This window comes from Janthinobacterium sp. NKUCC08_JDC (assembly GCF_019345575.1).
Classification (GTDB): Bacteria; Pseudomonadota; Gammaproteobacteria; order Burkholderiales; family Burkholderiaceae_D; genus Janthinobacterium; species Janthinobacterium aestuarii.
This window is the reverse complement of sequence record NZ_JAHKQW010000003.1, coordinates 436305-461992: the sequence shown is the minus strand read 5'-3', so window position 1 is coordinate 461992 and position 25688 is coordinate 436305. Positions and strand designations below refer to the sequence as shown.

19 protein-coding genes and 2 riboswitches are annotated in these 25688 nt (G+C 62.7%); of the genes, 9 read left to right on the top strand and 10 right to left on the bottom strand.

Going from position 1 to position 25688, the window contains the following annotated elements; all coding sequences use genetic code 11:
- Positions 1-60: 60 nt before the first annotated feature.
- From def to KO538_RS11965, 7 genes are all read right to left on the bottom strand, one after another.
- On the bottom strand, positions 61-597 hold the full coding sequence (gene def / locus KO538_RS11995) for a peptide deformylase (protein ID WP_219328424.1): 537 nt from the start codon (positions 595-597) through the stop codon (positions 61-63).
- Positions 594-1487 (bottom strand): UTP--glucose-1-phosphate uridylyltransferase GalU, encoded by an 894-nt coding sequence (galU, locus tag KO538_RS11990; protein WP_034752268.1) that lies wholly within the window; start codon positions 1485-1487, stop codon positions 594-596. Before galU ends, def begins: the two co-directional genes overlap by 4 nt.
- 24 nt (positions 1488-1511) lie before the next feature.
- Positions 1512-3863, bottom strand: a complete 2352-nt coding sequence (gene ligA, locus KO538_RS11985; protein WP_219328423.1) for an NAD-dependent DNA ligase LigA — start codon at positions 3861-3863, stop codon at positions 1512-1514.
- Positions 3864-3877: 14 nt separating this feature from the next.
- On the bottom strand, positions 3878-5047 hold the full coding sequence (locus tag KO538_RS11980) for a cell division protein ZipA C-terminal FtsZ-binding domain-containing protein (RefSeq protein ID WP_219328422.1): 1170 nt from the start codon (positions 5045-5047) through the stop codon (positions 3878-3880).
- The gene (gene smc / locus KO538_RS11975; protein WP_219328421.1) at positions 5044-8571 is read right to left on the bottom strand and encodes a chromosome segregation protein SMC; all 3528 of its coding nucleotides are present in this window, start codon (positions 8569-8571) and stop codon (positions 5044-5046) included. The genes KO538_RS11980 and smc overlap by 4 nt, the downstream gene beginning before the upstream one ends.
- Before the next feature lie 184 nt (positions 8572-8755).
- Positions 8756-9391 carry a phosphatase PAP2 family protein gene (locus KO538_RS11970; RefSeq protein ID WP_235194236.1) on the bottom strand — a complete coding sequence of 212 codons (636 nt, stop codon included), beginning with the start codon at positions 9389-9391 and terminating at the stop codon, positions 8756-8758.
- A gap of 134 nt (positions 9392-9525) precedes the next feature.
- Positions 9526-10098 carry an ATP-dependent Clp protease proteolytic subunit gene (locus KO538_RS11965; protein WP_219328420.1) on the bottom strand — a complete coding sequence of 191 codons (573 nt, stop codon included), beginning with the start codon at positions 10096-10098 and terminating at the stop codon, positions 9526-9528.
- Positions 10099-10267: 169 nt separating this feature from the next.
- A riboswitch (glycine riboswitch) is annotated at positions 10268-10354 on the top strand.
- A 27-nt stretch (positions 10355-10381) separates the two neighbouring features.
- Positions 10382-10487, top strand: a riboswitch (glycine riboswitch).
- Between the two features lie 74 nt (positions 10488-10561).
- Here KO538_RS11965 and gcvT point away from each other — a divergent pair.
- The 3 genes from gcvT to gcvP all read left to right on the top strand — a co-directional run bounded on the left by gcvT (position 10562) and on the right by gcvP (position 15156).
- Positions 10562-11683: a glycine cleavage system aminomethyltransferase GcvT gene (gene gcvT, locus KO538_RS11960; RefSeq protein ID WP_219328419.1), complete on the top strand. Its 1122-nt coding sequence runs from the start codon at positions 10562-10564 to the stop codon at positions 11681-11683.
- A 73-nt stretch (positions 11684-11756) separates the two neighbouring features.
- Positions 11757-12137, top strand: coding sequence for a glycine cleavage system protein GcvH (gene gcvH / locus KO538_RS11955; protein WP_034752282.1), 381 nt, complete (start codon positions 11757-11759; stop codon positions 12135-12137).
- A gap of 118 nt (positions 12138-12255) precedes the next feature.
- Positions 12256-15156, top strand: coding sequence for an aminomethyl-transferring glycine dehydrogenase (gcvP, locus tag KO538_RS11950; protein WP_219328418.1), 2901 nt, complete (start codon positions 12256-12258; stop codon positions 15154-15156).
- A gap of 157 nt (positions 15157-15313) precedes the next feature.
- Here the strand turns inward: gcvP and KO538_RS11945 are convergent, their stop codons facing one another.
- Positions 15314-15481, bottom strand: a complete 168-nt coding sequence (locus KO538_RS11945) for a hypothetical protein (RefSeq protein WP_175444571.1) — start codon at positions 15479-15481, stop codon at positions 15314-15316.
- A 144-nt stretch (positions 15482-15625) separates the two neighbouring features.
- Between KO538_RS11945 and KO538_RS11940 the strand changes: the two genes are divergently transcribed.
- From KO538_RS11940 to KO538_RS11915, 6 genes are all read left to right on the top strand, one after another.
- Positions 15626-16843 (top strand): Bcr/CflA family efflux MFS transporter, encoded by a 1218-nt coding sequence (locus KO538_RS11940; RefSeq protein WP_219328417.1) that lies wholly within the window; start codon positions 15626-15628, stop codon positions 16841-16843.
- Between the two features lie 25 nt (positions 16844-16868).
- Positions 16869-17486, top strand: coding sequence for a TetR/AcrR family transcriptional regulator (locus KO538_RS11935; RefSeq protein WP_219328416.1), 618 nt, complete (start codon positions 16869-16871; stop codon positions 17484-17486).
- A complete protein-coding gene (locus KO538_RS11930) occupies positions 17483-18142 on the top strand; it encodes an Asp/Glu/hydantoin racemase (protein WP_070304002.1) in 660 nt (219 codons plus the stop codon). Before KO538_RS11935 ends, KO538_RS11930 begins: the two co-directional genes overlap by 4 nt.
- A 379-nt stretch (positions 18143-18521) precedes the next feature.
- On the top strand, positions 18522-21206 hold the full coding sequence (mgtA, locus tag KO538_RS11925) for a magnesium-translocating P-type ATPase (protein ID WP_219328415.1): 2685 nt from the start codon (positions 18522-18524) through the stop codon (positions 21204-21206).
- 36 nt (positions 21207-21242) lie between these two features.
- Positions 21243-21584, top strand: a complete 342-nt coding sequence (locus tag KO538_RS11920; RefSeq protein WP_072454006.1) for a hypothetical protein — start codon at positions 21243-21245, stop codon at positions 21582-21584.
- Positions 21581-22093, top strand: coding sequence for a ribonuclease HI family protein (locus KO538_RS11915; RefSeq protein WP_219328414.1), 513 nt, complete (start codon positions 21581-21583; stop codon positions 22091-22093). Before KO538_RS11920 ends, KO538_RS11915 begins: the two co-directional genes overlap by 4 nt.
- 54 nt (positions 22094-22147) lie before the next feature.
- On the opposite strand, the gene KO538_RS11910 is transcribed toward KO538_RS11915, so the two are convergent.
- Both KO538_RS11910 and KO538_RS11905 read right to left on the bottom strand, forming a co-directional pair.
- Positions 22148-23785, bottom strand: a complete 1638-nt coding sequence (locus KO538_RS11910; protein WP_219328413.1) for a methyl-accepting chemotaxis protein — start codon at positions 23783-23785, stop codon at positions 22148-22150.
- 81 nt (positions 23786-23866) lie between these two features.
- Positions 23867-25474 carry a methyl-accepting chemotaxis protein gene (locus KO538_RS11905; protein WP_219328412.1) on the bottom strand — a complete coding sequence of 536 codons (1608 nt, stop codon included), beginning with the start codon at positions 25472-25474 and terminating at the stop codon, positions 23867-23869.
- Between the last annotated feature and the right edge of the window lie 214 nt (positions 25475-25688).

Below are 25688 nucleotides of genomic sequence, written 5' to 3'. Positions count from 1 at the left end.
AAATGGCCGCCCAGCTTATGCTGCGCGGCCATTGTTTTATCGTCGACAGGTATGCGGCGCCTAGTCGTCGTCGTTTGGGTCCATGTCCGGGAACATGACTTCCGTATAACCGAACTGCGTGAAGTCGACGATGCGCATCGGATACAGAATACCGTGCAAATGGTCGACTTCATGCTGCACCACGCGCGCATGGAAGCCGTCGCAATCGCGGCTGATGGGCTGGCCGAACTGGTCCACGCCTTCGTAGTGCAGCTCGCTCCAGCGCGGCACGCTGCCGCGCAGGCCAGGCACGGACAGGCAGCCTTCGAAACCCTCTTCCTTGCGTTCAGACAAAGGCGTCAGCACAGGGTTGATCAGCACGGTTTCCGGCACTTGCGGCGCGTCCGGATAGCGCAGATTTTGCTTGAAGCCGTAGATCACCAGCTGCAGGTTGACGCCGATCTGCGGCGCCGCAAGGCCCGCGCCATTGGCCGCATGCATGGTGTCGAACATGTCGGCGATCAAGGCATGCAGTTCGGGCGTATCGAATTCACGCACGGGCTCGGCCATCCGCAGCAGGCGCGGATCGCCCATCTTGAGGATTTCACGTACGGTCATTTTGCTTCCAGTGCCGATTGCAGTTCTTGCAGGTAGGTGCGGAAGGCCGCACCCGTTTCCGGATGTTTCATGCCCATTGCCGTCGTTGCCTTCAGATAACCCAGCTTGGAGCCGCAATCATAACGCTGCCCCTGGTAGCGGTAAGCCAGCACGCGCTCTTCGCGCATCAGGGCGGCGATGCCGTCCGTCAGCTGGATCTCGCCGCCGGCGCCCGTGCCGATATTTTCCAGGTGATTAAAGACACGGCTGGTCAGCACATAACGGCCCACCACGGCCAGGGTCGATGGCGCCTCTTCCGGCGAGGGCTTTTCCACGATGGCCGAGACCAGTTCCAGGTCAGGCTGATAATTCTTTGCCGACACGATACCGTACTGCTTGGTTTCCGCGCGCGGCACGTCCTGCACCGCCAGCAGCGAGCAATTTTCATACTGGAAGACATCGGTCATCTGCGCCAGCACGGGGCGCACGCCCTCTTCCACGTCCATGAAGTCGTCGGCCAGCAAGACGGCAAACGGCTCGTCGCCGATCACGGGACGGGCGCACAGCACGGCATGCCCCAGGCCCAGCGGCGCCGACTGGCGGATGTAAATGCAGTTGATATGCTTGGGAATGACGTTTTGCACCATCTCGAGCAACTGGCGCTTGCCGGCCGCTTCCAGTTCCGACTCGAGCTCATAGGCCGTATCGAAATGGTCTTCGATGGCGCGCTTGTTGCGGCCCGTGATGAAGATCATTTCCGTGATGCCCGCCGCCACGGCTTCTTCCACCGCGTACTGGATCAATGGCTTGTCAACGATGGGCAACATTTCCTTCGGTTGCGCCTTGGTCGCAGGCAAGAAACGGCTGCCCAGGCCGGCGACGGGAAAGACTGCTTTTCTGATTTTTTTCATGGGTCTTCTGTAATATTTAAATGATTAGTCTTGCGCGAGCAAGGCCAGCAAACCAGCCTCGTCGAGTATGGCCACGCCCATTTCCTGGGCCTTGGCCAGCTTGCTGCCAGCATCCGATCCGGCCACGACATAACCGGTTTTCTTCGACACGGAACCGCTGACCTTGCCGCCGGCAGCCTCGATCAGCTCCGCAGCTTCGTCGCGGCTCATGTTGGGCAACGTGCCCGTCAAGACGAAGGTTTTGCCGTCCAGCTTGCCGCCAGCGGCTGGCATTTCAGGCAATTGTGACATTAATTCATTTCGCAGGGCGTCCAGTTGACCAAGCAGCTTGACATTGCTCTCATCGGCCAACCACTGCGCCAGCGCTTCGGCCACGGCAGCCGGCAAGCCCGCGTGGAAGCTGGCGCCTTGCGCCGCCAGGCTGGCCAAGGTGACGCCCCGCTCCACCAGTTGCTTGCTGCGCGGCTCCGTCAGTTTCGGGATGCCGATGGCCGCCAGCAATTTGGTTTCCTCGAGCTGCGTGCGCAGCTTGGCGCTAGGCGCGTGTTCGCCCTGCGGCGTGACGCCAGCGTCCAGCAATGCCTGCAGCGCCTGCTGGTTCTTTTCTTCGGCAAAGAAATCGGCAATCGATTCGGCCACCGTACCGCCGATGTCGGGCAGCACGCGCAGCAAGGCCGCCGGCGCTTGCCGCACATACGCCAGGCTGCCCAGCCACTCGGCCAGGGTCTTCGCCGTCGATTCTCCCACGTGACGGATGCCCAGCGCGAACAGGAAACGTTCGAGCGGCGGGCGCTTGCTCGCCTCGATGCCCGCCAGCAGGTTTTCCGCCCACTTGGTGGGAATCTTGCCTTGTTGCACAGTTTCTGGCGTCGAACCGTCACGTTCGTCGGCACGCAACTTCATTTCCAGCAATTTATCGAGGGTCAGGCTATACAGGTCAGCCAGGCCATGCACGTATTCGAGTTCGACCAGGGTATCGATATAACGTTCCCCCAAGCCTTCGATGTCCATCATGCGGCGGCCCGCGAAATGACGGAACGCTTCCTTGCGCTGCGCCGAGCAGAACAAGCCGCCCGAGCAGCGGGCGATCGCTTCGCCCTCTTCGCGCACCACGTGCGAGCCGCAGACGGGGCATGCTTCGAGCATCTTGAACGGCAGCGGCGCAGGTTCCGGGCGTTTTTCCAGTACCACGCTCAGCACTTCAGGAATGACGTCGCCGGCACGGCGCACGACGACGGTATCGCCCACGCGCACATCCTTGCGCAGCACTTCATCTTCATTGTGCAAGGTGGCGTTGGTCACCGTCACGCCGCCCACGGAGACGGGCGCCAGGCGCGCCACGGGCGTCATGGCGCCCGTGCGGCCCACCTGGATATCGATGCCCAGCACCTGTGTCAGCGCCTCTTCGGCGGGAAACTTGTGCGCCAGCGCAAAACGCGGTGCGCGCGAGACAAAACCCAGCTCCTGCTGGTCTTCCGTCGCGTTCACCTTGTAGACGACGCCGTCGATTTCATACGGCAAGGCGGGGCGGCGCGCGCCGATATCGGCGTAGTAGGCCAGCAAGCCGTGCGCACCCCGCACCACCTTGCGCTCTTTTGACACGGGGATGCCCAGGGTCTCGTACCAGTCCAGCAAGGCCGAATGCGAGGCCGGCATGGCGGCGCCATCGAGGGCGCCGATGCCGTAGGCATAGAAACGCAGCTTGCGCTGCGCCGTGATGCGCGAATCGAGCTGGCGCAGGCTGCCGGCGGCCGCATTGCGCGGGTTGGCAAATTCCTTCTGCCCTGCCTCGCGCTGGCGTTCGTTCAGGCGGGCAAAATCGCCCTTGAACATCATGACTTCGCCGCGCACGTCGAGCAAGGCTGGAATCTTGTCGCCATGCAGGCGCAGCGGGATGCCGGAAATCGTGCGGATATTCGCCGTCACGTCCTCGCCCGTGGCGCCGTCGCCGCGCGTGGCCGCCTGCACGAACAGGCCGTTTTCATAGCGCAGGTTGATGGCCAGGCCATCGAATTTCACTTCGGCAGCATACGCGACGTCCTGCGCATCGAGGCCCAGGCCTTCGCGCACGCGGCGGTCGAAATTGACGATATCGTCATCGGAAAAACCATTGTTCAGCGACAGCATCGGCACCGTGTGCGTGACTTGCTCGAATTGCGGCAACGGCGCCGCGCCCACGCGCAAGGTGGGCGAGTCGGGTGTGCGCAAGTCGGGATGGGTCGCTTCCAGCACCTGCAGTTCGACGAACAGCTTGTCGTACTCGGCGTCGGGGATGGTGGGATTGTCGAGCACGTGGTAGGCGTGCAGATGCCGATTGAGTTCGGCCGTGAGTGCCAGGACGCGGGCGGCGGCGTCCTGGTTGATCGGATCAGTCATTGTTGCGGGATTCTTCAGCTAAATAAACGCAGGGCGCGGGTGGAACCGGCCGGAATGTCGGCCGCGTCCATTTCCTGGTAAAACTCTTGCACCTGGCCCGCGATCTCGGCCAGCGCCGCATCGGACAGGGCCTGGTTGTAATCGTCGACGATGGTGGCGTCGAGGCGGCCTACCAGTGCCTTGGCGCAAGCGACCATGGCGCCGAAACCGTCGCGCGCAGGCGCCACGCAGGGCACGTCCAGCAGCAGCGTCAAACGGGGCGTCGTTTCCTCGGCCAGGGTGACATTCGTCGACAGCGAGAACAGATAGCCGCCTTCGCCGTCAGGCATGACGAAGCGGCCGTCCGGACGCACGTCAAAGCCCTGTTTTTCCAGCGCGAACAGCAAGGTGGAAATGGCCCATGGCGCGCCATTCGTGTGCAGGTTCACGCCCAGCTGGGCATCGTGACCGGCAACGAAACGGTGCAGATTGCGCGCTTCGGCCATCACTTCCATCATGTCCGGCACTTCCGGCTCGGCGCCGATCTCGTCCGCCACGCCACGCAGGCGCGTGACCAGTTCCGAGTATTCGAGTTCATTCAAGGCCGTGCTGCGGCTGGCCAGCTGCACGCCGCCCTGCATCTTGGTGTAGACACCGCCATGCGTGATCGGTTCCCAGTCGCCATTCACGTGCAAGCCGATGAAGTGGACGGGCTTGTTGCCCACCAGGCGCAGGGTTTGCAGCACGGGCAGGATCTTGTCGCCGCGCACGGGCGCTTCCAGCGACAAAGGCAGCAGGCAATCGATGAGCGGGTCGACCAGGCTGGTCGCCTGTTCGCTGGCGGCGCTGACTTCTTGCTGTACCGGCGCGGCAGGGGCGGCGGCAGGCGCTTCGATGCCGGCGCCACCCAATGATGGTTCCGCATGCACGGGGGCGTCGGGCACGGGCGCCGCTGGCGGTGCGCCGAACGACGGTTCGGCCTTGGCGGCGGGCGCGGCGTCAAAGCGCGGCTCCTGGCGCAGCACGGGCTCCTGGGCTTCCACTGCGGGCGCATCGCCTTCGCGCATCAGCACGTCGTCGTGGTCGGTGGAAAAAGCCCGTTCCACGCTTTTCTTGGCCTTGTATTCCTGCCATTTGTTGTACGAGAAAACGCCGACGATAAAGACGCCGCCGGCGCCGAACAAGGTAATTTGAAGGTCTGTCATGCTGCTTGTGCCTCGGTTGCAAAATTTGCGGCGGACTCCATGTCCACCGCCACGATGCGCGATACGCCCTGCTCCTGCATCGTCACACCGATCAATTGATGGGCCATTTCCATCGCAATCTTGTTATGCGAAATGAAAAGGAATTGGGTCTGGTCGGACATGCGCTTGACCATGCGGCAGAAGCGTTCCGTGTTCGAATCGTCCAGCGGTGCATCGACTTCGTCGAGCAGGCAGAACGGCGCCGGATTCAGGCGGAACATGGAAAACACCAATGCGGTCGCGGTCAGCGCCTTCTCTCCACCGGACAACAGGTGGATGGTGGCATTTTTCTTGCCGGGAGGCTGCGCCATGACTTGTACACCGGAATCGAGAATCTCGTCGCCCGTCATGGTCAGTTTCGCCTGGCCGCCGCCGAACAGGATCGGGAACAGCTCGGAAAAGTGATGGTTGACCTTGTCGAACGTGTCTTGCAGCAAGTCGCGCGTTTCCTTGTCGATCTTGTGGATCGCGTCTTCCAGCGTGTTGATCGCTTCCGTCAGGTCGGCATTCTGGGCGTCGAGGAAATTCTTGCGCTCGGATGCCTGTGCCAGCTCGTCCAGCGCGGCCAGGTTGACGGCGCCCAGGGCCGTGATCGCATTGGTCAGACGCGTGACTTCGCCCTGCAGATACGACGGGCGCATGTCCGGATGCAGCTTTTCCGTCAGGGCCGCTTCATCGGCGCCCGATTCCAGCAATTGCTGGGCGAATTGCTCCTGGTTCAGGCGCGCGGCCTGTTCCTTGAGCTGCATTTCCATGATCTTGTCGCGCTGCGGCTGCAAGCTGCGTTCCGATTGCGTGCGCGCATCTTCGGACAGGCGCAGCTGCTGCGTAATTTGATCGAGTTCGTGGCGCGCGTCGGCCAGCGCCCGCTCCTGCGTGGTGCGGCGTTCTAACAGATCCTGCAAGCCGTCGGCGGCCGCGCCGCTTTCCAGGTTGGCCAGTTCCAGTTCGCCCGCCTGCAGGCTGGCCGTCACTTGCTGGGCCTGCGTACTGGCCGTGGCGATATTGCGGCGCAACTCCTCAATCTTCGCGCGGTGGGCTTTTTCCGCGTATTCCGTATCCTTGGCGGCCCGCTCCAGGTCGCGCAAGGCTTCGCGCGCTTCGGCCAGGCGCTGTTCCTTTTGCAGGAAGTCCGTATGGCCGTCTTCGTGGGCTTCCTGCAAGTTGCCCAGTTCCATGTCCAGCTGTTCGAATTTCTCTTCCGATTCCGCCTTGATCTGCTGCTGTTCCGCTTCCTGTGCGGCGATTTCGGCCAGGTCGGCGCCGATCTGCGTGCTGCGCTGGTTGAAGCGCGCTTCCACTTCCGACAGTTTCACCACGTCCAGCTGCAAGGTATGCACGGAGGAAGTGAGCTGCTGTATGCGCAGTCGCAAGTCGGACAGGTTGCGCGTCAAAGCGCCCACGGCCGCGTCGGCCCGCACGGAACGGGCGCGCGCCTCTTCGGCAAGCAATTGCTGCGCGCGCAACTGTTTGCCGATATTCTCGATTTCCTGCTGGCGGCCCAGCATGCCTTCCTGCTCCGAATCGGCCGCATAGAAGCGCACGCTGGTGGCCGTGACCACGTGACCGGCGCGCGTGACGAAATAGCCGCCCGGCGGCAATTTACTACGTTCGGCCAGCGCTTCGGCCGCGTCTTCCACGGCATAGGCGTTGTACAGCCAATCCTGCAGCAAGCCGCGCAAGCCAGGATCGTTGAGTTTGAGTAAGTTCAGGAAAGGCTTGAGGCCCGGCACTTCCGGTTGCGGCAGCGGCGCCACGGTCGACGGCGCGTACAAGGCCAGCTTGGCCGGTGGCGCATCGGCAAAGAAGGCCTTGGCCCAGTCGATGTTCGACAGTTGCAGAGCCGACGTACGCTCGCGCAAGATCGATTCCATGGCCGCTTCCCAGCCCGCTTCGATCTGCAGCTTTTGCCACAAACGCGGCAAGGTGTCGAGTTCGTGCTTTTTCAGCCATGGCTGAACCTTGCCCTGGGTTTGTACCCGTTCCTGCAATTGTTTCAAGGCGGAAAGACGCGCTTCCAGCTGGGCGTTGGCAGCCGTTTCGGCATTCACCTGCGCCTGCGCCTCCATCCGTTCCTGCTCCAGTTTGGGCTGCTGCTCCAGCGCCTCTTCCAGGTAAAAGCCCTGCTCTTCCAGGGTTTGCTGCTTTTCTTCCAGCTGCAGTTTCAGGTTTTCCAGGTGGCTGCTGTCGGGCAGGCTCAGGCTGTTCTTTTCCTGCTGCAGGCGCTCGCGGCGCGTCAACAGGCTGGCCAGGATGTTCGAGGCGTTGCGCTGGTGCGCCGATTCCAGTTCCAGCTGCTGCTGGGCCTGCATGATCCGCGCGCGCGATTCCGTGCTCTTGTTTTGCGCCGCGCGCCAGGCGGCGTCCAGTTCGGGCAATTGCTCGCCCTTCTGCTCGGCCATCATTTGCGATTGCTCAACCTTCGCGGCCAGCTCTTCGAGGTGGAATTCCGCCTCTTCGATCTGCTCCTGGTATTCGCTACCCTGCTGCGTCCACTGGTCGCGCTGGGCCGTCAATGTGGCCAGCTGCGCCTGCAGGCGGGCGCGCGATTCGATGACGAACTTGATCTGCGCTTCCAGGCTACCGATTTCCGCATTCGTCTGGTACAGATGGCCTTGCGCCGTATGCAGGCGGTCGCCCACGGCAAAGTGCGCCTGGCGCATCTGCTCGAGGGTCAGTTCCACGTTGCGCAGCTTGGCCGTCTGCTCTTCCAGGTCCGTCTGCGCCTGTTCCACTTCGCGGAAATAGCGCGTCTGTTCGTTCTGCGCCTCGTTCTTGCGCAGCAGCCACAACAGTTTTTGCTTTTCTTCCTGGTCCGCCTGCAAGGCGTGGAAACGGGTGGCCACGGCCGCCTGCGCTTCCAGTTTTTCCAGGTTGGCATTGAGTTCGCGCAAGATGTCTTCCACGCGCAGCAAATTCTCGCGCGTGTCCTGCAGGCGGTTTTCCGTCTCGCGCCGGCGTTCCTTGTATTTGGAGACACCAGCCGCTTCTTCGAGGAAAACGCGCAATTCTTCGGGGCGCGATTCGATGATGCGCGAAATCATGCCCTGGCCGATGATGGCGTAGGCGCGCGGACCGAGGCCCGTGCCGAGGAAGATATCCTGGATGTCGCGCCGGCGCACGGGCTGGCCATTGATGTAATAGGTGGACGTGCCGTCGCGCGTCAGGGTGCGCTTGACGGCGATCTCGGCGTACTGGCCCCACTGGCCGGACGCCTTGCCATCGTTATTGTCGAACACCAGTTCCACGGAAGCGCGCCCGGCTGGTTTACGGTGGGTGGAGCCGTTGAAAATGACATCCTGCATCGATTCGCCGCGCAATTCCGACGCTTTCGATTCGCCCAGCACCCAGCGCACGGCGTCGATGATGTTCGACTTGCCGCAGCCATTCGGTCCGACCACGCCCACGAGCTGGCCTGGCACCTGGAAATTGGTGGGATCGACGAAAGACTTAAATCCCGACAACTTGATGGAAGAGAGACGCACGTGTTTTAGAGTTCCTGGCCTATGCTGGCGGTTATATTATGGGTGAACCCGGTTCATATTCAGTTCAGATGCAGCATCGCGACGGCTGTCTGGCCATGCACCGCAAAAAAAGTGGTTCATCATACCATTTCCTGATGCTTTTCTGGCCAAAAAACAGCGGCGCCAGGCGCCGGTTGGCAGCGGATCAGCGGGCAGGACGGCCATCCTGCGCCAGTTTCCAGTCCGCACGCGAAAAAACGCGCTCGTGCCCGGACAGCACCAGGGCCAGTTTTTGCAGCCATTGTTCGGTCGGCATGGGTTCGGCCTTGAAGCTCAGCACCACCATCAACGCCAGGCTGGCCAGGGCCAGCGCATGGCTGACGGCGAAATTGACGGCGCCGCGGGCATTCCACATGAAGCCCAGCGCCACCGCCAGGCCCAGCACGCAGCCGCTGACGGCTTCCGACACGCTGTGCGCATGCACGACCACGCGGGAAATGGCCACCAGCACGGCAAAGGCCACGCCGACGAGCACGCCGGCATGGCGCCAGCGCGGCTCGGCCCGCTGCAACAGCACATACATCAGCACGGGGAATACGGCGCCGGCGCGCATGGCGTGGCCGCTGAAACCCGTAAAATCGAGCGTGCTGCTGCCCACGCCCCAGCTCATGAAGGCCAGCTTCGACAGCACCACGAGGGCAAGGCCGCCGCCGTACCACAAGCTCCAGCTGAGCACCAAACGCCACTGGCGCGACACGAGCAGCCACAGGGCAATCGCCACGCCAGCCGGCCCCATCACGGACATGTCGGCCGCAAAAGAAATCCCATTCCACCAAGTCATCGTGCATGCGCTTATTTCATGATCAGCTTGCACTATGCCACGACTCTGCCTTGTTCCGCGCGGCTTTTGCTGTGCTGCAGCGAAGAATTACATTCGATTACAAAATTTCCTCGTCAAGACCAGCCGCCTGGGCGTCAGATATTCGTCAGGCGCTTGCCCTTGGGCGGCGCAAAGTCGCGGATCGAGCCGATCATGCCCACGTCCAGCGCCTGGTCGGCCGTCAGGTGCAGGTCGGAATACGCATGCACCTGCCACTGCTCTTGCGTCAGGTTGACGTGGCCGCGCAGGATGCGCTCGGTGCGCATGTCGTCGGCGCGCAAGCCCTCGACGATGATGCTGAGCGCATCGGGACGCGAACCGGGCGAGGCCGTCGCATGCGACTTGTGCACCATGAAGCGGGCCGTGTCGCTGGCGTGGCGCTGCCGCCCCGCCAGGAACAGGGTGACGGCGATGGACGCCACGGCGCCCGCGTTGTAGGTAATGATGTCGAGCGGCAACTTGCTGAGGAAGTTGTACAGACAGATGCCATCGCTGACATAGCCGCCGTTGGACTGGATCAAAATGTGCGCGGTGGTGAGCTTGTCTTCCGTGATGTCGGCCACGGCGTTGAAGACGCGCCGCACCATGTCACTGTTGACGTCGCCCGAGAGGGTAAAGTAACCGTGCTGCTCGGTGTTGTTTTGTGTCTCGCTTTGTGTCGTGTTCATGGCAGGCACCCGCAAGAAAGCCAGGATTTCATCATAGCGCATTCCCGCGCGGCCGGGCGCCCTTTTGCACCGGGCCAGCGCCCCTCCCAGCCCCGCAAACCGGGGCTTTTGCTGCAATTTGGCAACGTCTTTTCAGATTGACAGAAACACCCTGCTGGCATATATTCCTCCCACTTGATCGGGAGAGGGCAACCCAGCGTTGCCGCCGAAGGGGCACTACCCAAAAACTCTCAGGCAAAAGGACCGATCAGGCGGACTGAAGCTGTTGCTTTGGCGACATCTTTAGCTCAACTCTGGAGAGCGGCCGCGGCTATTGCCGGCGGCCCACCGAAGGGGCGCACGGGGCAAGCCCCCGTAATCTCTCAGGTACAAAGGACAGGGGGGTCAGTGATCACGCTGGAAAGCCGTGTTTGGCTATTCTATGTTTTGTTAACTCCCCCTTTACCTTCGTCCCGAGGAATCCATGACGCTCAAAGCGACCCCACTCAACAACGCCCACCGTGCCCTCGGCGCCCGCATGGTCGATTTCGGCGGCTGGGACATGCCTGTCAACTACGGCTCGCAAATCGAAGAACACAACGCCGTGCGCGGCGACGCCGGCATGTTCGACGTGTCCCATATGTGCGTGGTCGATATCGAAGGTCCGAACGTGCGCGCCTTCCTGCGCGGCTTGCTGGCCAATAACGTCGACAAGCTGCAAGTGTCGGGCAAGGCCCTGTACTCGTGCATGTTGAATGCCGAAGGTACCGTCATCGATGACCTGATCGTCTACTTCTTCAATGAAAACTGGTTCCGCCTCGTCGTCAACGCGGGCACGGCTGAAAAAGACGTGGCCTGGATGCAGCAGCAAAATACCGGCACCAACAGCGGCCTGACGATCACGCAGCGCCGCGACGGCAATGACGCCATGGCCCTGGTGGCCGTGCAAGGCCCGAACGCGCGCGCCAAGGTGTGGCAAGTGCTGCCAGAAACGCAAGCCGCGTCCGAAGCCATCAAGCCGTTCAACGTCGTCATCGTCAAGGACACGGCTTTCGGCGAAGTCATGCTGGCGCGCACCGGCTACACGGGCGAAGACGGTTTTGAAATCGGCGTGGCCGCCACCCAGGTGGAAGCGCTGTGGAATGCATTGATCGCCGCTGGCGTCAAGCCGGCCGGCCTCGGTGCGCGCGACACCCTGCGTCTGGAAGCGGGCATGAATCTGTACGGCCAGGACATGGATGAAACCGTCAACCCGCTCGACGCGGGCCTCGCATGGACGATCGACCTGGTCAGCGAGCGTGACTTCATCGGCAAGGCCGCCCTGCTGGCCAAAGGCCAGAACGCGCAATTCGTCGGCCTGATCCTGCGTGAAAAAGGCGGCGTGCTGCGCGCCCATCAAAAAGTCATCATCGCCGGTAACGAGCAAACAGGCGAAATCACGAGCGGCACCTTCAGCCCGACCATGCAGGAAGCAATTGCCCTGGCGCGCGTGCCCAACGGCGTCAACGTGGGCGACACCGTGCACGTGGAAATCCGCGGCAAGCAGCTGGCCGCCTCGGTAGTCAAGCTGCCTTTCGTGCGTAACGGTAAAATCCTGGCTGCGTAAGCGTATTTATAGAGCCGCCCGCAAGACCGTACAACCATAATCAATAACGAACATTTACCATCTGGAGCCACACATGAACATTCCTGCAGACCTGAAGTACACCGCTTCCCACGAATGGGTACGCCTGGAAGCCGACGGCACGATCACCGTCGGCATCACCGAGTACGCGCAGGATGCGCTGGGCGACATCGTCTTTGTCGAACTGCCTGACGTCGGCGCCACCTTCACCGCCGGCGACGACGCCGCCGTGGTGGAATCGGTCAAGGCAGCAAGCGACATCTATGCGCCGCTGTCGGGCGAAGTCGTGGCCGTCAACGACGACGTGGTCAATGCGCCTGAATCGATCAACGCCGACGCCTACGCCAACTGGCTGTTCAAGATCAAGCCAGCCGACGTGTCGGCCCTGGACGGCTTGCTCGACGCTGCCGCCTATGGCGCCACCACCAGCGCGTAATCGCGTTTGACTCACGGGCCGCGTTTGCGGCCCGTTTGCATTTAATTTTGTAGCTATGCCCCGGCGCCGCGCCCGCGCGCCGCATCCCGGTTTTTCAGTCTTTTTTGGCCTCTATATCATGACCCGCACCAGCCTGACCCAACTCGAAGCACGCGATGCCTTCATCGCCCGCCACATCGGCCCTTCCGCCACCGAACAGCAAGCCATGCTGGCGACCCTCGGCTATCCATCGCGCGCAGCGCTGATCGACGCCCTGGTACCGGCCAACATCCGCAACAAGGGCGCCCTGCCCCTGGGCGCGTACTCGCAGCCGATGCCGGAACAGGAAGCGCTGTCGCGCCTGAAAGCCATCGCCGGCAAGAACCAGGTGCTGAAATCCCTGATCGGCCAGGGCTACTACAACACGTTCACCCCTGGCGTCGTGTTGCGCAACATCTTTGAAAACCCGGCCTGGTACACGGCGTACACGCCTTACCAGCCAGAGATTTCGCAAGGCCGCCTGGAAGCGATTTTAAACTTCCAGCAAGTGATCACGGACCTGACCGGCATGGGCATCTCGAATGCATCGATGCTGGACGAAGGCACGGCCGCCGCCGAAGCGATGACGCTGATCCAGCGCGTGGGTAAGTCGAAGTCGAACGTGCTGTACGTCGCCAACGACGTGCTGCCGCAAACCCTGGAAGTGGTGCAGACGCGCGCCCAGCCGATCGGCATCGAGGTGCGTACGTTCGACCCGGCTGAAATCGAGTCGCTCGACGCCTGTTTCGGCGTGCTGCTGCAATACCCTGGCGTGAACGGTGTCGTGCGCGACTACCGCGCCGGCGTGGAAAAACTGCATGCGAATGGCGCCATGGTCATCGTCGCGGCAGACCTGCTGGCCCTGACCATGCTCACGCCACCGGGCGAATGGGGCGCTGACGTCGTCGTCGGCAACAGCCAGCGCTTCGGCGTGCCGCTCGGTTTCGGCGGCCCGCACGCAGGCTATCTGTCCACGCGCGATGAATTCAAGCGCAATATGTCGGGCCGCCTGGTCGGCGTGACCGTCGATGCGCAAGGCAACAAGGCGTATCGTCTGGCCCTGCAGACGCGCGAACAGCATATCCGCCGCGAAAAAGCGACGTCCAACATCTGCACGGCGCAAGTGCTGCTGGCCGTGATGGCCTCGATGTACGCCGTCTACCACGGCCCTGCCGGCCTGCTGCAGATCGCCCAGCGCGTGCACCGCTTTACGGGCGTGCTGGCGGCCAACCTGAAGACGCTCGGTTATGGCGTCGTCAACGCGAGCTACTTCGACACCCTGACCATCAACGTCGCCGATGCGGCGCAACTGCACGCGACGGCCATGCACCACGGCGTCAACCTGCGCAAGATCGACAACACCCATGTCGGCGTGTCGCTCGACGAAACCACCACGCGCGACGATATCGCGCTGCTGTGGAAAGTGTTCGCGCACGGCCTGGCCAACGCGCCTGCCTCCCCGGACCTGGACGCCGTTGAAGCAACTGTGACCAGCGCACTGCCGGCCAAGCTGGCACGCGAGAGCGCTTACCTGACCCACCCGGTCTTCAACAGCTACCATTCGGAACACGAAATGCTGCGCTACCTGCGCAGCCTGGCCGACAAGGACCTGGCGCTGGACCGCACCATGATCCCGCTCGGCTCGTGCACGATGAAGCTGAACGCCACGTCGGAAATGATTCCCGTCACCTGGCCAGAGTTCTCGAACATCCACCCGTTCGCGCCGGATGCACAAACGGTTGGCTACCGCGAAATGATCTCGCAGCTGGAAGAGATGCTGTGCGCGCTGACCGGCTACGCGGCCGTCTCGCTGCAGCCGAACGCCGGCTCGCAGGGCGAATATGCGGGTCTGCTGGTGATCAAGGCGTATCACGAATCGCGCGGCGAAGGCCACCGCAACATCTGCCTGATTCCATCGTCGGCGCACGGCACCAACCCGGCATCGGCCAACATGGTCGGCATGCAGGTCGTCGTCACCAGCTGCGACGCCAACGGCAACGTGGACCTGGCCGACCTGAAAGCGAAAGCGGAAAAGCACAGCGCCAACCTGGCTTGCGTGATGGTCACCTACCCATCGACCCACGGCGTGTTTGAAGAAGGCATCCAGGAACTGTGCGAAATCATCCACGCGCACGGCGGCCAGGTCTACATCGACGGCGCCAACATGAACGCACTGGTCGGCGTGGCCGCTCCCGGCTCGTTCGGCGGCGACGTGTCGCACCTGAACCTGCACAAAACCTTCTGCATCCCGCACGGCGGTGGCGGACCAGGCGTCGGCCCGATCGGCGTGGGCGCCCACCTGGCGAAATTCCTGCCGAACCAGCGTTCAAGCGGCTACCAGCGCGACGCCGCCGGCATCGGCGCCGTCAGCGCCGCGCCATTCGGCTCGGCCAGCATTCTGCCGATTTCGTGGATGTACATCGCCATGATGGGCGCGGAAGGCTTGACGGCGGCCACCGAGACGGCGATCCTGGCGGCGAACTATATCGCGCGCCGCCTGGCGCCGCACTACCCCGTGCTGTATTCGGGCCACGACGGCCTGGTCGCGCACGAGTGCATCCTGGACCTGCGCCCGATCACGGACGCCACCGGCATCAGCAACGAAGACGTGGCCAAGCGTTTGATGGACTTCGGTTTCCATGCGCCGACCATGAGCTTCCCCGTGCCGGGCACGCTGATGATCGAGCCGACGGAAAGCGAATCGAAAGTGGAAATCGACCGCTTCATCGACGCCATGATCGCCATCCGCGCGGAAATCGCCAAGGTCGCCAGCGGTGAATTCGACCACGACGACAACCCTTTGAGGAACGCGCCGCACACGGCACAAGTCTTGATGTCGGACAGCTGGGGCCGCAAGTACAGCCGTGAAATCGCGGCCTATCCGGTCGCGTCCCTGCGCCAGCGCAAATACTGGCCACCGGTCGGCCGCGCCGACAACGTGTACGGCGACCGCAATCTGTTCTGCGGTTGTGCACCGATCAGTTCGTACGAAGAAGAGTAAGCGCCACGCGCCCGCTTAGGCGGGCATGTCAGCGACAGAAAGGCAGGCCACGCGGCCTGCTTTTTTTTATCGTAGGTCGGATTAGGCCCGAAGGGCCGTAATCCGACAACATGGTTGGCGTATATGGTGACGTCGGATTACGCTCCGCTAATCCGACCTACGCTAGCGGCAACGCCAGCAGGACGGCGCCCGGCAGCCCTAGGGTCGTGCCGAGTATCGTCAGCAATATGACGTCGCGCCGCTCGCAGCGGGCGCGGTGCGAACTCCAGGCGGCGAACAGCAGCGCCACGGCAACGCCGCTGAGCGAAATTCCCACTTCCGTCATGCCAGCTCTCCCGTCATTGTCTCTTCCTTCATCGCTCTCATCCTTTTCATTGATTGAACAAGCTACCTACCGGTAGGCAGTAAGTGTACAATAAAAAACACGGCGGCGTCCATGCCCTGTTTTTTGACGATAAAAGGAATCGCAATGCAGCAGCAAACCACTCTCCCCGCCGCCAGTCTCGGGCTGGCGGCTTCCCTGGCTCTCGTGGCCGTGCTTGGTCCGGCAGGCATCGACATGTACCTGGCCTCGATGCCCGCCATGGCGCGCGAGCTGCACACCTCGTATGCGAATGTGCAGCTGAGCCTGACCTTCTTCCTGCTGGCACTCGGCGCAGGCCAATTGCTGTGCGGGCCGCTCACCGACATGCTGGGCCGGCGCCGTCCGCTGCTGGCCGGCATCGCCGTCTACATCGTGGCGGCCGTATGGGCGTCGCAGGCGGATCAATTGAGCACCCTGCTGCTGGCGCGCACCTTGCAGGGCCTGGGCGCGGCGCTGACCCTGGTCGTGGTGATGAGCATGGTGCGCGACGTGGCCGATGGGGTCAAAGCGGCGCAGCTGTTTGCCCTGTTGATGACCATTGTCGGTCTGGCGCCCGTGCTGGCGCCCGCCGTGGGCGGCTTGCTCGACGCGCACTACGGCTGGCGCGCCGTGATGCTGGCCCTGGCCGCGCTGGGCGCCTTGACCCTGCTCAATAGCGCGCTGTTCCTGCCGGAAACACTGCCCCGTGCCCGCCGCGTTTCGCCACGAGGCATGCACCGTACCTATGCGCGCATCGCACTGGACCGCGCCTTCCTGCTGCCCGCGCTGGCCCTGTCCGCCACTTTCTTTTTCCTGTTCGCGTATATCGGCGGCGCGTCGCTCGTGTACCAGCGCGACTTCGGCCTGTCCGCCAGCAGTTTCGGCCTCGTCTTTGGCGCGACGGGCGTGGCCGTGCTGCTGGGCGCCATGGCCAGCGGCCGGATGGTGGAACAGCATGGCGTGGCGCGCTTGAGCCTGGCGGGCAGCGTGGCCATGCTGGGCGGCGCGGCACTGGCCCTGCTCGGCGCGTGGGCGGGAGCGGGCATCGCCGCCGTCGTGCCGGGCATGTTCGTGGCCCTGTTTGGCCTCGGCATCGCGGAAGCGGCGCTGATGGCCATGGCCATGGGTTCGCAGCAGCGCGCACTCGGCTCCACGGCCGCCCTGCTGGGCGCCATCCAGATGACCTTGTCGTCCTTGGCCACGCCGCTGGCGGCCAGCCTGTCCGAATGGGGGCCGCTGCCCTGGCTGCTGTTCTTGACCGTGGCCGGCCTGCTGGTATCATGGCTGACCCTGGCCACTGCGCGCATCCATCCGGTCCATGCCGGCAGCCTGGGAGCGCACTGACGCTTCACCCAACCACTAGCCTCATATGAAGAAACGCTCGGCCTCGGCCGATAACATCTGCGCCGTCGCCGTCGTGCATTTTTCCGAACACGGCTACGACGCCTCGTCGCTCAGCGACATCGCCGAACAGGCGGGCATGCGCAAGGCTTCGCTGTACTCGCACTTCGCCGGCAAGGACGCCCTCTTCCTCGACGTGTTTGCCGACGCGCTGGCCGAGGAACAAGCGTTCATGGATAGCTGCTTCGCCGACGAAGCGGCGCTGACGGCGCCCGGCGGCCTGCAGGCCGGCGCCCTGTATTGCGACCGCATGGCGCAGCGCTACGCGGAGTCGGCCCACCTGCGCTTTTTGCTGCGCACGGCATATTTACCGCCCGCGCCCTTGCGCATCGAAGTCGGCACGGGCTATGAAGCCTTGCTTGCGCAATTGCAGCGACATTACGTGGCCAGCCTGGGCCGCATGGCGCCTGCCCTGGCGCCGCAGCGCGTCGACCTGTATGCGCAAGCCTACCTGGGCATCGTCGACAGCCTGCACGTGGAACTGATCTACGCGGGCGGCGCCGCGCTGCAGCAGCGCCATGCAGCCCTGTGGCAGATATTGTCCGATTCACTGGCGATGACGCAAACGGCTACGCCTTCCTCATGACATCATTCATTTCCTTCCTGCACACGTCTCCCGTGCATGTGGCCAGCTTCGCGCGCCTTCTCGATACGCAGGCGCCAGGCATGGTCGCCGAACACCATGTGGATGAAGCGTTGCTGGCGGCGGCGCAGCAAGCCGGCGCCGACGAGGCCGCGCTGGAACGGCGCATCCACGCCGCCATGGCGGCTGCCGCTGCCAACGGGGCGGCCGTCGTGGTCTGCACGTGCTCCACCATCGGAGCCGCCGCCGAACGCACGCCGACCGGCGGACGCTACACCGCCATGCGCATCGACCGCGCCATGGCCGATACCGCCGTGCTGGCAGGCCCGCGCATCCTGGTCGTGGCGGCCTTGGCCAGCACGCTGGCGCCCACCACGCGCCTGTTGCAGGAATCGGCTGCCGCGCTGGACAGGCCTATCCAGTTGCAGTCGCTGCTGGCCGAAGGCGCGTGGACGCACTTCCAGGCTGGCGATCACGCGGCGTATATCGGCGCCATCACCGGCTGCATAATGACAGCCACGCCGGCGGCCGACGTGATCGTGCTGGCGCAAGCGTCGATGGCGCCGGCAGCGCAGGCACTGCAGGAACTGGGCGTGCCGGTGCTGTCGAGCCCATCGCTCGGTGTGGCGCGGGCGCTCGCGCAATTGCAGGCACCTTGACGTCAACATTACACTTTGGAAACCTAAGATTTCTTCAGTTGACACTCTTGCAGCCCATCCATAAGATGCCCTCATTATTCATTTACGGAGTCCCACGTGGGTACTTGTTCTAGTGACAGTAGCCGATCTTGTATCGGTGATTGCCTCGGCAGCTAAACAGCAAGCAACGCGGAACTCTCTTTCCTCCGTGCCTTGCTGAGCAAGGTGCGGTGTCTCGTGCGGCCAGTCCGGCTGCGCGCCCTCCCCCTCTTTCCGATCGCGACCGGCTACTGACCCGGATTGCCCGCCAGCGTCATGATTCGTCATGTTGCCTTGGCGGCACGCAAGTCTTGCCTGCGGCTGCGCCGCCCGTCAACACCTCGCCGTGAAAGGAAGAGCCATGAACCTCTTCACCCGCTTATTCGAATCGTTCCTGCGCAAACGCCATACGTCCGGCCATTTCCGCCGCCGCGCCATGCCGCTGGAAAACAGCACGGCCCGCCCCGTGCCCGACCATCTGGCGCGCCAGCTGCTGGCCGCCGCCCATGAAGAGCTCGACAGCGCGCTGAACCGCCTGCACACGCGCATCGAAGGCTTGCGCGATGCCGAGGCGCAAGTCATCGGCGCGCTAACGGGCCCGAACGAGGTCGAGCATGAAAAACCGCTGGCCTGGTACCAGCACCTGTGGCTGTGCTACAAGAATCCATTCAACCTGCTGCTCACCGTGCTGGCCATCGTGTCCTACCTGACAGAAGATCCGAAGGCGACCATCGTCATCGGCACCATGGTGATTTTGTCGACCCTGCTGCGTTTCGTGCAGGAAGGCCGCTCGAACCGCGCCGCCGAGCGCCTGAAAGCCATGGTCAGCAATACGGCCACCGTGCTGCGCAACGGCCAGCAGATCGAACTGCCGATCCGCCAGCTGGTGCAGGGCGACATCATCGTGCTGTCGGCCGGCGACATGATCCCCGCCGACTGCCGTCTGCTGTCCGCGAAAGACCTGTTCGTCAGCCAGGCCGCCATGACGGGCGAATCCTTGCCGGTGGAAAAGATGGCCGAGCTGGCCGACGCCCATGGCAAAGATCCCATGGAACTGGCCAATTTGCTGTTCATGGGCACGAACGTGATTTCGGGCGCGGCCACGGCGCTGGTCCTGGCGACCGGCAACCGCACGTATTTTGGCACCATCGCCACGAGGGTGACGGCCACCGAGCGCACGCCGACGGCGTTCGAGGCGGGCGTGAACAGCGTCAGCTGGCTCTTGATCCGCTTCGCCCTCGTGATGGCGCCGCTCGTGTTCCTGATCAATGGCTGGACCAAGGGCGACTGGATGGAAGCTTTCCTGTTTGCCCTCTCTGTCGCTGTCGGCCTGACGCCGGAAATGCTGCCCATGATCGTCACCAGCACCCTGGCCAAGGGCGCCGTGAAACTGTCGAAAAAGAAAGTCGTCGTCAAGCGCCTCGATGCGATCCAGAACTTCGGCGCCATGGATGTGCTGTGCACGGACAAGACGGGCACCTTGACGCAAGACAAGATCGTGCTTGAGCGTCACACGGACGTGTTCGGCCAACCGTCCGATGAAGTGCTGCAATTTGCCTATTTGAACAGCCACTACCAGACCGGCCTGAAAAATCTGCTGGACCGCGCCGTGCTCGACCATGTGGAATTGCAGACGGAAATGCAGCTGGCCCGCGATTACGTGAAAGTCGATGAAATCCCGTTCGATTTCGTGCGCCGCCGCATGTCCGTCGTCGTTTCCGAAAAAAATGATCATCATGAGCTGATCTGCAAGGGCGCCGTCGAGGAAATCCTCGCCGCCTGCAGCCATCTGCGCCTCGGTGGCGTGAATATTCCGCTCGATCCTGCCCTGCTGGACAAGGTGCTGGAAACCACGCATGGCCTCAATGCGGAAGGCTTGCGCGTCGTGGCAGTGGCAGTCAAGGAAGTGCCGCCGCATAAAACCGTGTATGGCGTGGCCGATGAAACGGCGCTGACCCTGATCGGCTACGTGGCCTTCCTCGATCCGCCGAAGGAATCGACGGCACCCGCCCTGCGCGCGCTGGCCGAACACGGCGTGACCGTGAAAGTCTTGACGGGCGACAACCACCTCGTGACGGCGAAGATCTGCCGCGAAGTGGGCCTGGCCGTGCATGGCGTGCTGCAAGGCCAGCAGCTCGATGACATGGACGACGCCACCCTGGCGCAGGCGGCAGAGGACAACACCGTGTTTGCCAAGCTCAGCCCGCTGCACAAGGAGCGCCTCGTGCGTGCGCTGCGCGGCAATGGCCATATCGTCGGCTTCATGGGCGACGGCATCAACGACGCGCCCGCCCTGCGCGCGGCCGACATCGGCATTTCCGTCGACTCGGCCGTCGATATCGCCAAGGAAGCGGCCGACATCATCCTGCTGGAAAAGAGCCTGATGGTGCTGGAAGAAGGCGTGCTGGAAGGCCGGCGCACCTTCAGCAACATGCTCAAATACATCCGCATGACGGCCAGCTCGAACTTCGGCAATGTGTTTTCCGTACTGGTGGCCAGCGCCTTTTTACCGTTCCTGCCGATGCTGCCGCTGCACTTGCTGGTGCAAAATCTGTTATATGACGTGTCGCAGATCGCCATCCCGTTCGACAATGTCGACGCCGAACTGATCCAGCAGCCGTTGAGCTGGAATCCGCGCGACATCGGCCGCTTCATGGTGTTCTTCGGTCCCATCAGCTCGATCTTCGACATCAGCACGTTTATCCTGATGTGGCATGTGTTTGGCGCCAATACGCCCGAACAGCAAACCTTGTTCCAGTCCGGCTGGTTCGTCGTGGGGCTACTCACGCAAACCTTGATCGTGCACCTGATCCGCACGCCCAAGCTGCCGTTCATCGACAGCATCGCATCCGTGCCCCTGCTGGTGGCCACCACCGCCATCATGGCCGTGGGCGTCTTCCTGCCGATGGGTCCGCTGGCGACCTACTTCAAGCTGCAAGCCTTGCCGCTCGGATATTTCCCATGGCTGCTGGGCATCCTCGTCTGCTACACGGTGCTGACAACGTTCATGAAGCGCGTGTATCTGCGCAAATTCGGCTGGCAATAGTATGATGAACCGCTCTTTCTTCTCACAAAGGCACGCATGAGCGGCTCCCCCCTTTCCAAACGTAATCTCGCCCTGCTGCTGTCGGGTCTCGTGTTTCCCGGCAGCGGGCATTTTGTATTGAAACGCAAGGCGCGCGGCTGCCTCTTCCTCGTGCCGGCCCTGGTCGCGCTGGTGCTCGTATTACGCCAGATCATGGCACGTTTGGACCAGGTAATGGCACAGATCGACAGCGGCGCCCTGCCTCTCGACGTGCAGCTGATCGTGGAAAAGGTCGATGCGCTGTCCGCCAATGACGGCCCGGCCATGACAGTGGCCGTGGGCGTCCTGGTGGCGTGCTGGGTAGCCAGCCTCATCGACACCTTCCTGATCAAGCCATGACGGCGGAAGCGCAGGCGCGCAAAGCACGCAAGGAAGCCAAGATGCAGGCGCGCCGCGCGCAGCTAGCGCTCAGCCGCCAGGACCATGGCGGTCCGCTGGCCTGGCGCGGCTGGTTCGACGGTTCCGCCCACCCGAATCCAGGCAAGCTGGGCATAGGTGCACTGCTGCTGGGGCCGAATGGCGAGCGCATCGAAGTGAGCGAGGCGGCCGGGTATGGCAGCAGCAGCGACGCGGAATACGCGGCCCTGACGGCCGTGCTGCAAGCGGCGCTAGCCGTGCGCCCGCCGCCCGTGCAGTTGCTGCTGTACGGCGACAGCCAGGTGGTGATCAACGACGTGCTGGGAACGACGCCGGTCGGCGCCAAAGGACTGGAAACGCAGAGGGCCACCGTAGTGGCCCTGCTGGAACAATTCAATGAGGTCAGCTTGCGCTGGCTGCCGCGCCACAGGAATGGCGAGGCGGACAAACTGTCGCAGATGGCGGTTGCAAACCTTACCCCAGAGTCCTAAATACCGGGGTCGTACCCTCCAGGGTACGACCCCAGCTTTTACGGGGTAAGCAACTTAAGCAGCGCGACCGATCCGCAACGCATCCTTCTGCTCTTTCGCCACCGGGCGCTTGGCCCCCTTCAAACCGCTGACACTGGCCTGCTGCCCATTCAGTTTGAACACGCTGACGACTTGCGCCAGGTTATGCGCCTGGTGCTGCATCGATTCGGCGGCGGCCGCCGACTCTTCCACGAGCGCCGCATTTTGCTGCGTGACGGCATCCATCTGGCCGATGGCGCGGTTGATCTCGTCGATGCCCACGCTTTGCTCGCTGCTCGCTGCCGTGATTTCCGTGATGATGTCGCTCACGCGCTGCACACTGTCGACGATATCGGTCATGGTCGAACCGGCTTGCGCCACCAGCATGCTGCCCGCGTTGACTTGCTCCACGGATGCGCCGATCAGGGTCTTGATCTCTTTCGCCGCCGAAGCGGAACGCTGGGCCAGGTTGCGCACTTCGGACGCCACGACGGCAAAGCCACGGCCCTGCTCGCCGGCGCGTGCCGCTTCCACGGCCGCGTTCAGCGCCAGGATATTCGTCTGGAAGGCGATGCCGTCGATGACACTGATAATGTCGACGATCTTGTTCGACGAAGCGTTGATCGATTCCATCGTGCCCACCACCTGCGCCACGACTTCGCCACCCTTGACGGCCACTTGCGCGGCCGATGCCGCCAACTGGTTGGCCTGGCGCGCATTGTCCGCATTCTGTTTCACGGTCGACGTCAGCTCTTCCATCGACGACGCTGTCTCTTCCAAGGAACCGGCCTGCTCTTCCGTGCGGGAAGACAGATCTTGGTTGCCGGCGGCGATTTCCGTCGACGAGGTGGCGATGCTGTCCGTGCCCGTACGCACTTCGCTGACGATGTTCAGCAAGCTCGTGTTCATATCCTTCAACGCTTGCAGCAATTGCCCGGTTTCATCCTTGGAGCTGGCGTCGATTTGCGCCGTCAAGTCGCCATCGGCCACCTTGCGGGCAATCTCCACGGCCGTGCGCAGGGGACGCACGATGCCCATCGTCAACAGCCAGGCGCAGACGACGCCAAAGCCCAGCGCCAGCACGGCCAGGGTCAGCAGCAAGTTGCGGCTCGTCTTGGCGACCTCGTCGATCTCGCGCGCGGTTTTATCGATGCTGGCACGCTGGTGCTGCAGCATGTCGTTGACCACTTTCAGGTACTTCGTCGAACCGGGCACGAAGATGCCCTGGAACGCTTGCTCCGCTTCCGCTTCCTGTCCATCCGCCTTCAGCTTCGATACTTGCGCGCGCGAATCGAGGTAAACCTTGCGCTGTTCGCTCACGAGGCGGAACAGTTCCTTTTCTTCCGGGCTGGAAATCAAGGCTTCGATTTTCTTTTGCAATTCGCCCGAAACCACCGACGATTGCTTGGCCTCTTCCGCAAAATATGCGCCCAAGGTCGTATCGCTGCTGCGCGCGATGGCCGTGGTACGGCGCACGCCGCTGTCGATTTTCGCGTACCAGTCGGAAATATAGCGTTCCTTCGTCAGCGGCAATTCCATCATGGAACGCGTGGCCGTGGCCACGTCATGCAAGCGCCACACGCTGATGCCCGTGATGAGCATGGAAAACAGCAAGATCACGGCAAAACCCAGGCCGAGGCGCACACCAATACTGACGTTTCTTAACAAATTCATGTGAATATCCTAAAAAAGCGGAACCAGACTATATAAAAGGGGAACAGCAGAAAGCGGCTGCACGGGGCAGCCGCGGCGCCATCAGCGTGTGCCGATGCGCAAGGCGGTTTGCGAAGTTGCCGGGCGTCTCAGCGTCTGCTGGCCATTCAATTTAAAGACGCTGACGACTTGCGCCAGGTTATGCGCCTGGTGCTGCATCGATTCGGCGGCGGCGGCCGACTCTTCCACCAGGGCCGCATTTTGCTGCGTGACGGCATCCATCTGGCCGATGGCGCGGTTGATCTCGTCGATGCCCACGCTTTGCTCGCTGCTCGCTGCCGTGATTTCCGTGATGATGTCGCTCACGCGCTGCACACTGTCAACGATATCGGTCATGGTCGAACCGGCTTGCGCCACCAGCATGCTGCCCGCGTTGACTTGCTCCACAGAAGCGCCGATCAGGGTCTTGATCTCTTTCGCGGCAGAAGCTGAACGCTGGGCCAGGTTGCGCACTTCGGACGCCACGACGGCAAAGCCGCGGCCCTGTTCACCCGCACGGGCCGCTTCCACGGCCGCGTTCAGCGCCAGGATATTCGTCTGGAAAGCGATGCCGTCGATGACGGAAATGATGTCGACGATCTTGTTCGACGACGCGTTGATCGATTCCATCGTGCCCACCACTTGCGCCACGACTTCCCCACCCTTGACGGCCACTTGTGCGGCCGATGCCGCCAGCTGGTTCGCCTGGCGCGCATTGTCCGCATTCTGTTTCACGGTACTGGTCAGCTCTTCCATCGACGACGCCGTTTCTTCCAGCGAACCGGCCTGCTCTTCCGTGCGGGAAGACAGGTCCTGGTTACCTGCGGCAATCTGTGTCGACGAGGTCGCGATGCTGTCCGTACCGCTGCGCACTTCGCCGACGATGTTGAGCAGGCTCGTGTTCATGTCCTTCAGCGCTTGCAGCAATTGCCCCGTTTCATCGTTGGCGCTGGCGTCGATCTGCGCCGTCAAGTCGCCATCGGCCACCTTGCGTGCAATCTCCACGGCCGTGCGCAAGGGACGCACGATGCCCATCGTCAACAGCCAGGCGCAGACGACGCCAAAGCCCAGCGCCAGCACGGCCAGCACCAGCAGCAGGTTGCGGCTGGTAGTGGCGACGGCGTCGATCTCGCGCGCCGTCGTGTCGATGCTGGCGCGCTGGTGTTCCAGCAAGTCCAGCACCATCTTCTGGTACTTGGCGGCGGCCGGCACGAAGGTCTTTTCAAACACCTCGTTGGCGGCATCGACCTGCGCTTCGCCCTTCAGCTTGTAGACCTGGTCGCGCGAACCGATATACACCTTGCGCTGTTCCAGCAAGCCCGCGAACATGGCTTTTTCTTCCGGCTTGTCGATCAGCGCCTCGATTTTCTTTTGCAGTTCAGCCGAGCTGGACGACGACACTTTCGATTCTTCGGCGAAATAGCCGCTGAGCGAGGTATCGCTGCTGCGGGCAATGGCGATGGTACGGCGCACGGCGCTGTCGATGCGGCCATACCAGTCGGAAATATAGCGCTCCTTGGCCAGCGGCTGCTCCATCATGACGCGCGTGGAACTGGCCACGTCGTGCAGGCGCCAGACGCTGATGCCGGTAATAAGCATAGAAAACAGCAAGATCACGGCAAAACCGAGTCCGAGGCGGACGCCGATGCTGACGTTGCGTAATACATTCATGTGACTATCCTAAAAAGCCCTGATGCAGCGCGCCGAACGGCTGATGGCATCCATTGACGCGCTGCGTGGCTGCGCTATCAAGGCGGGCATGAAAAGTGAAACCAAAGTGAAACTGGCGCACGGTTCGGCTGAACCGTGCGCCAGGAAAGGCGCTAGCGTGCGCCTTGCAGAAAAACCAAGCAATGTCGAGAGTCAATTGTTTCCGACAAAGCCA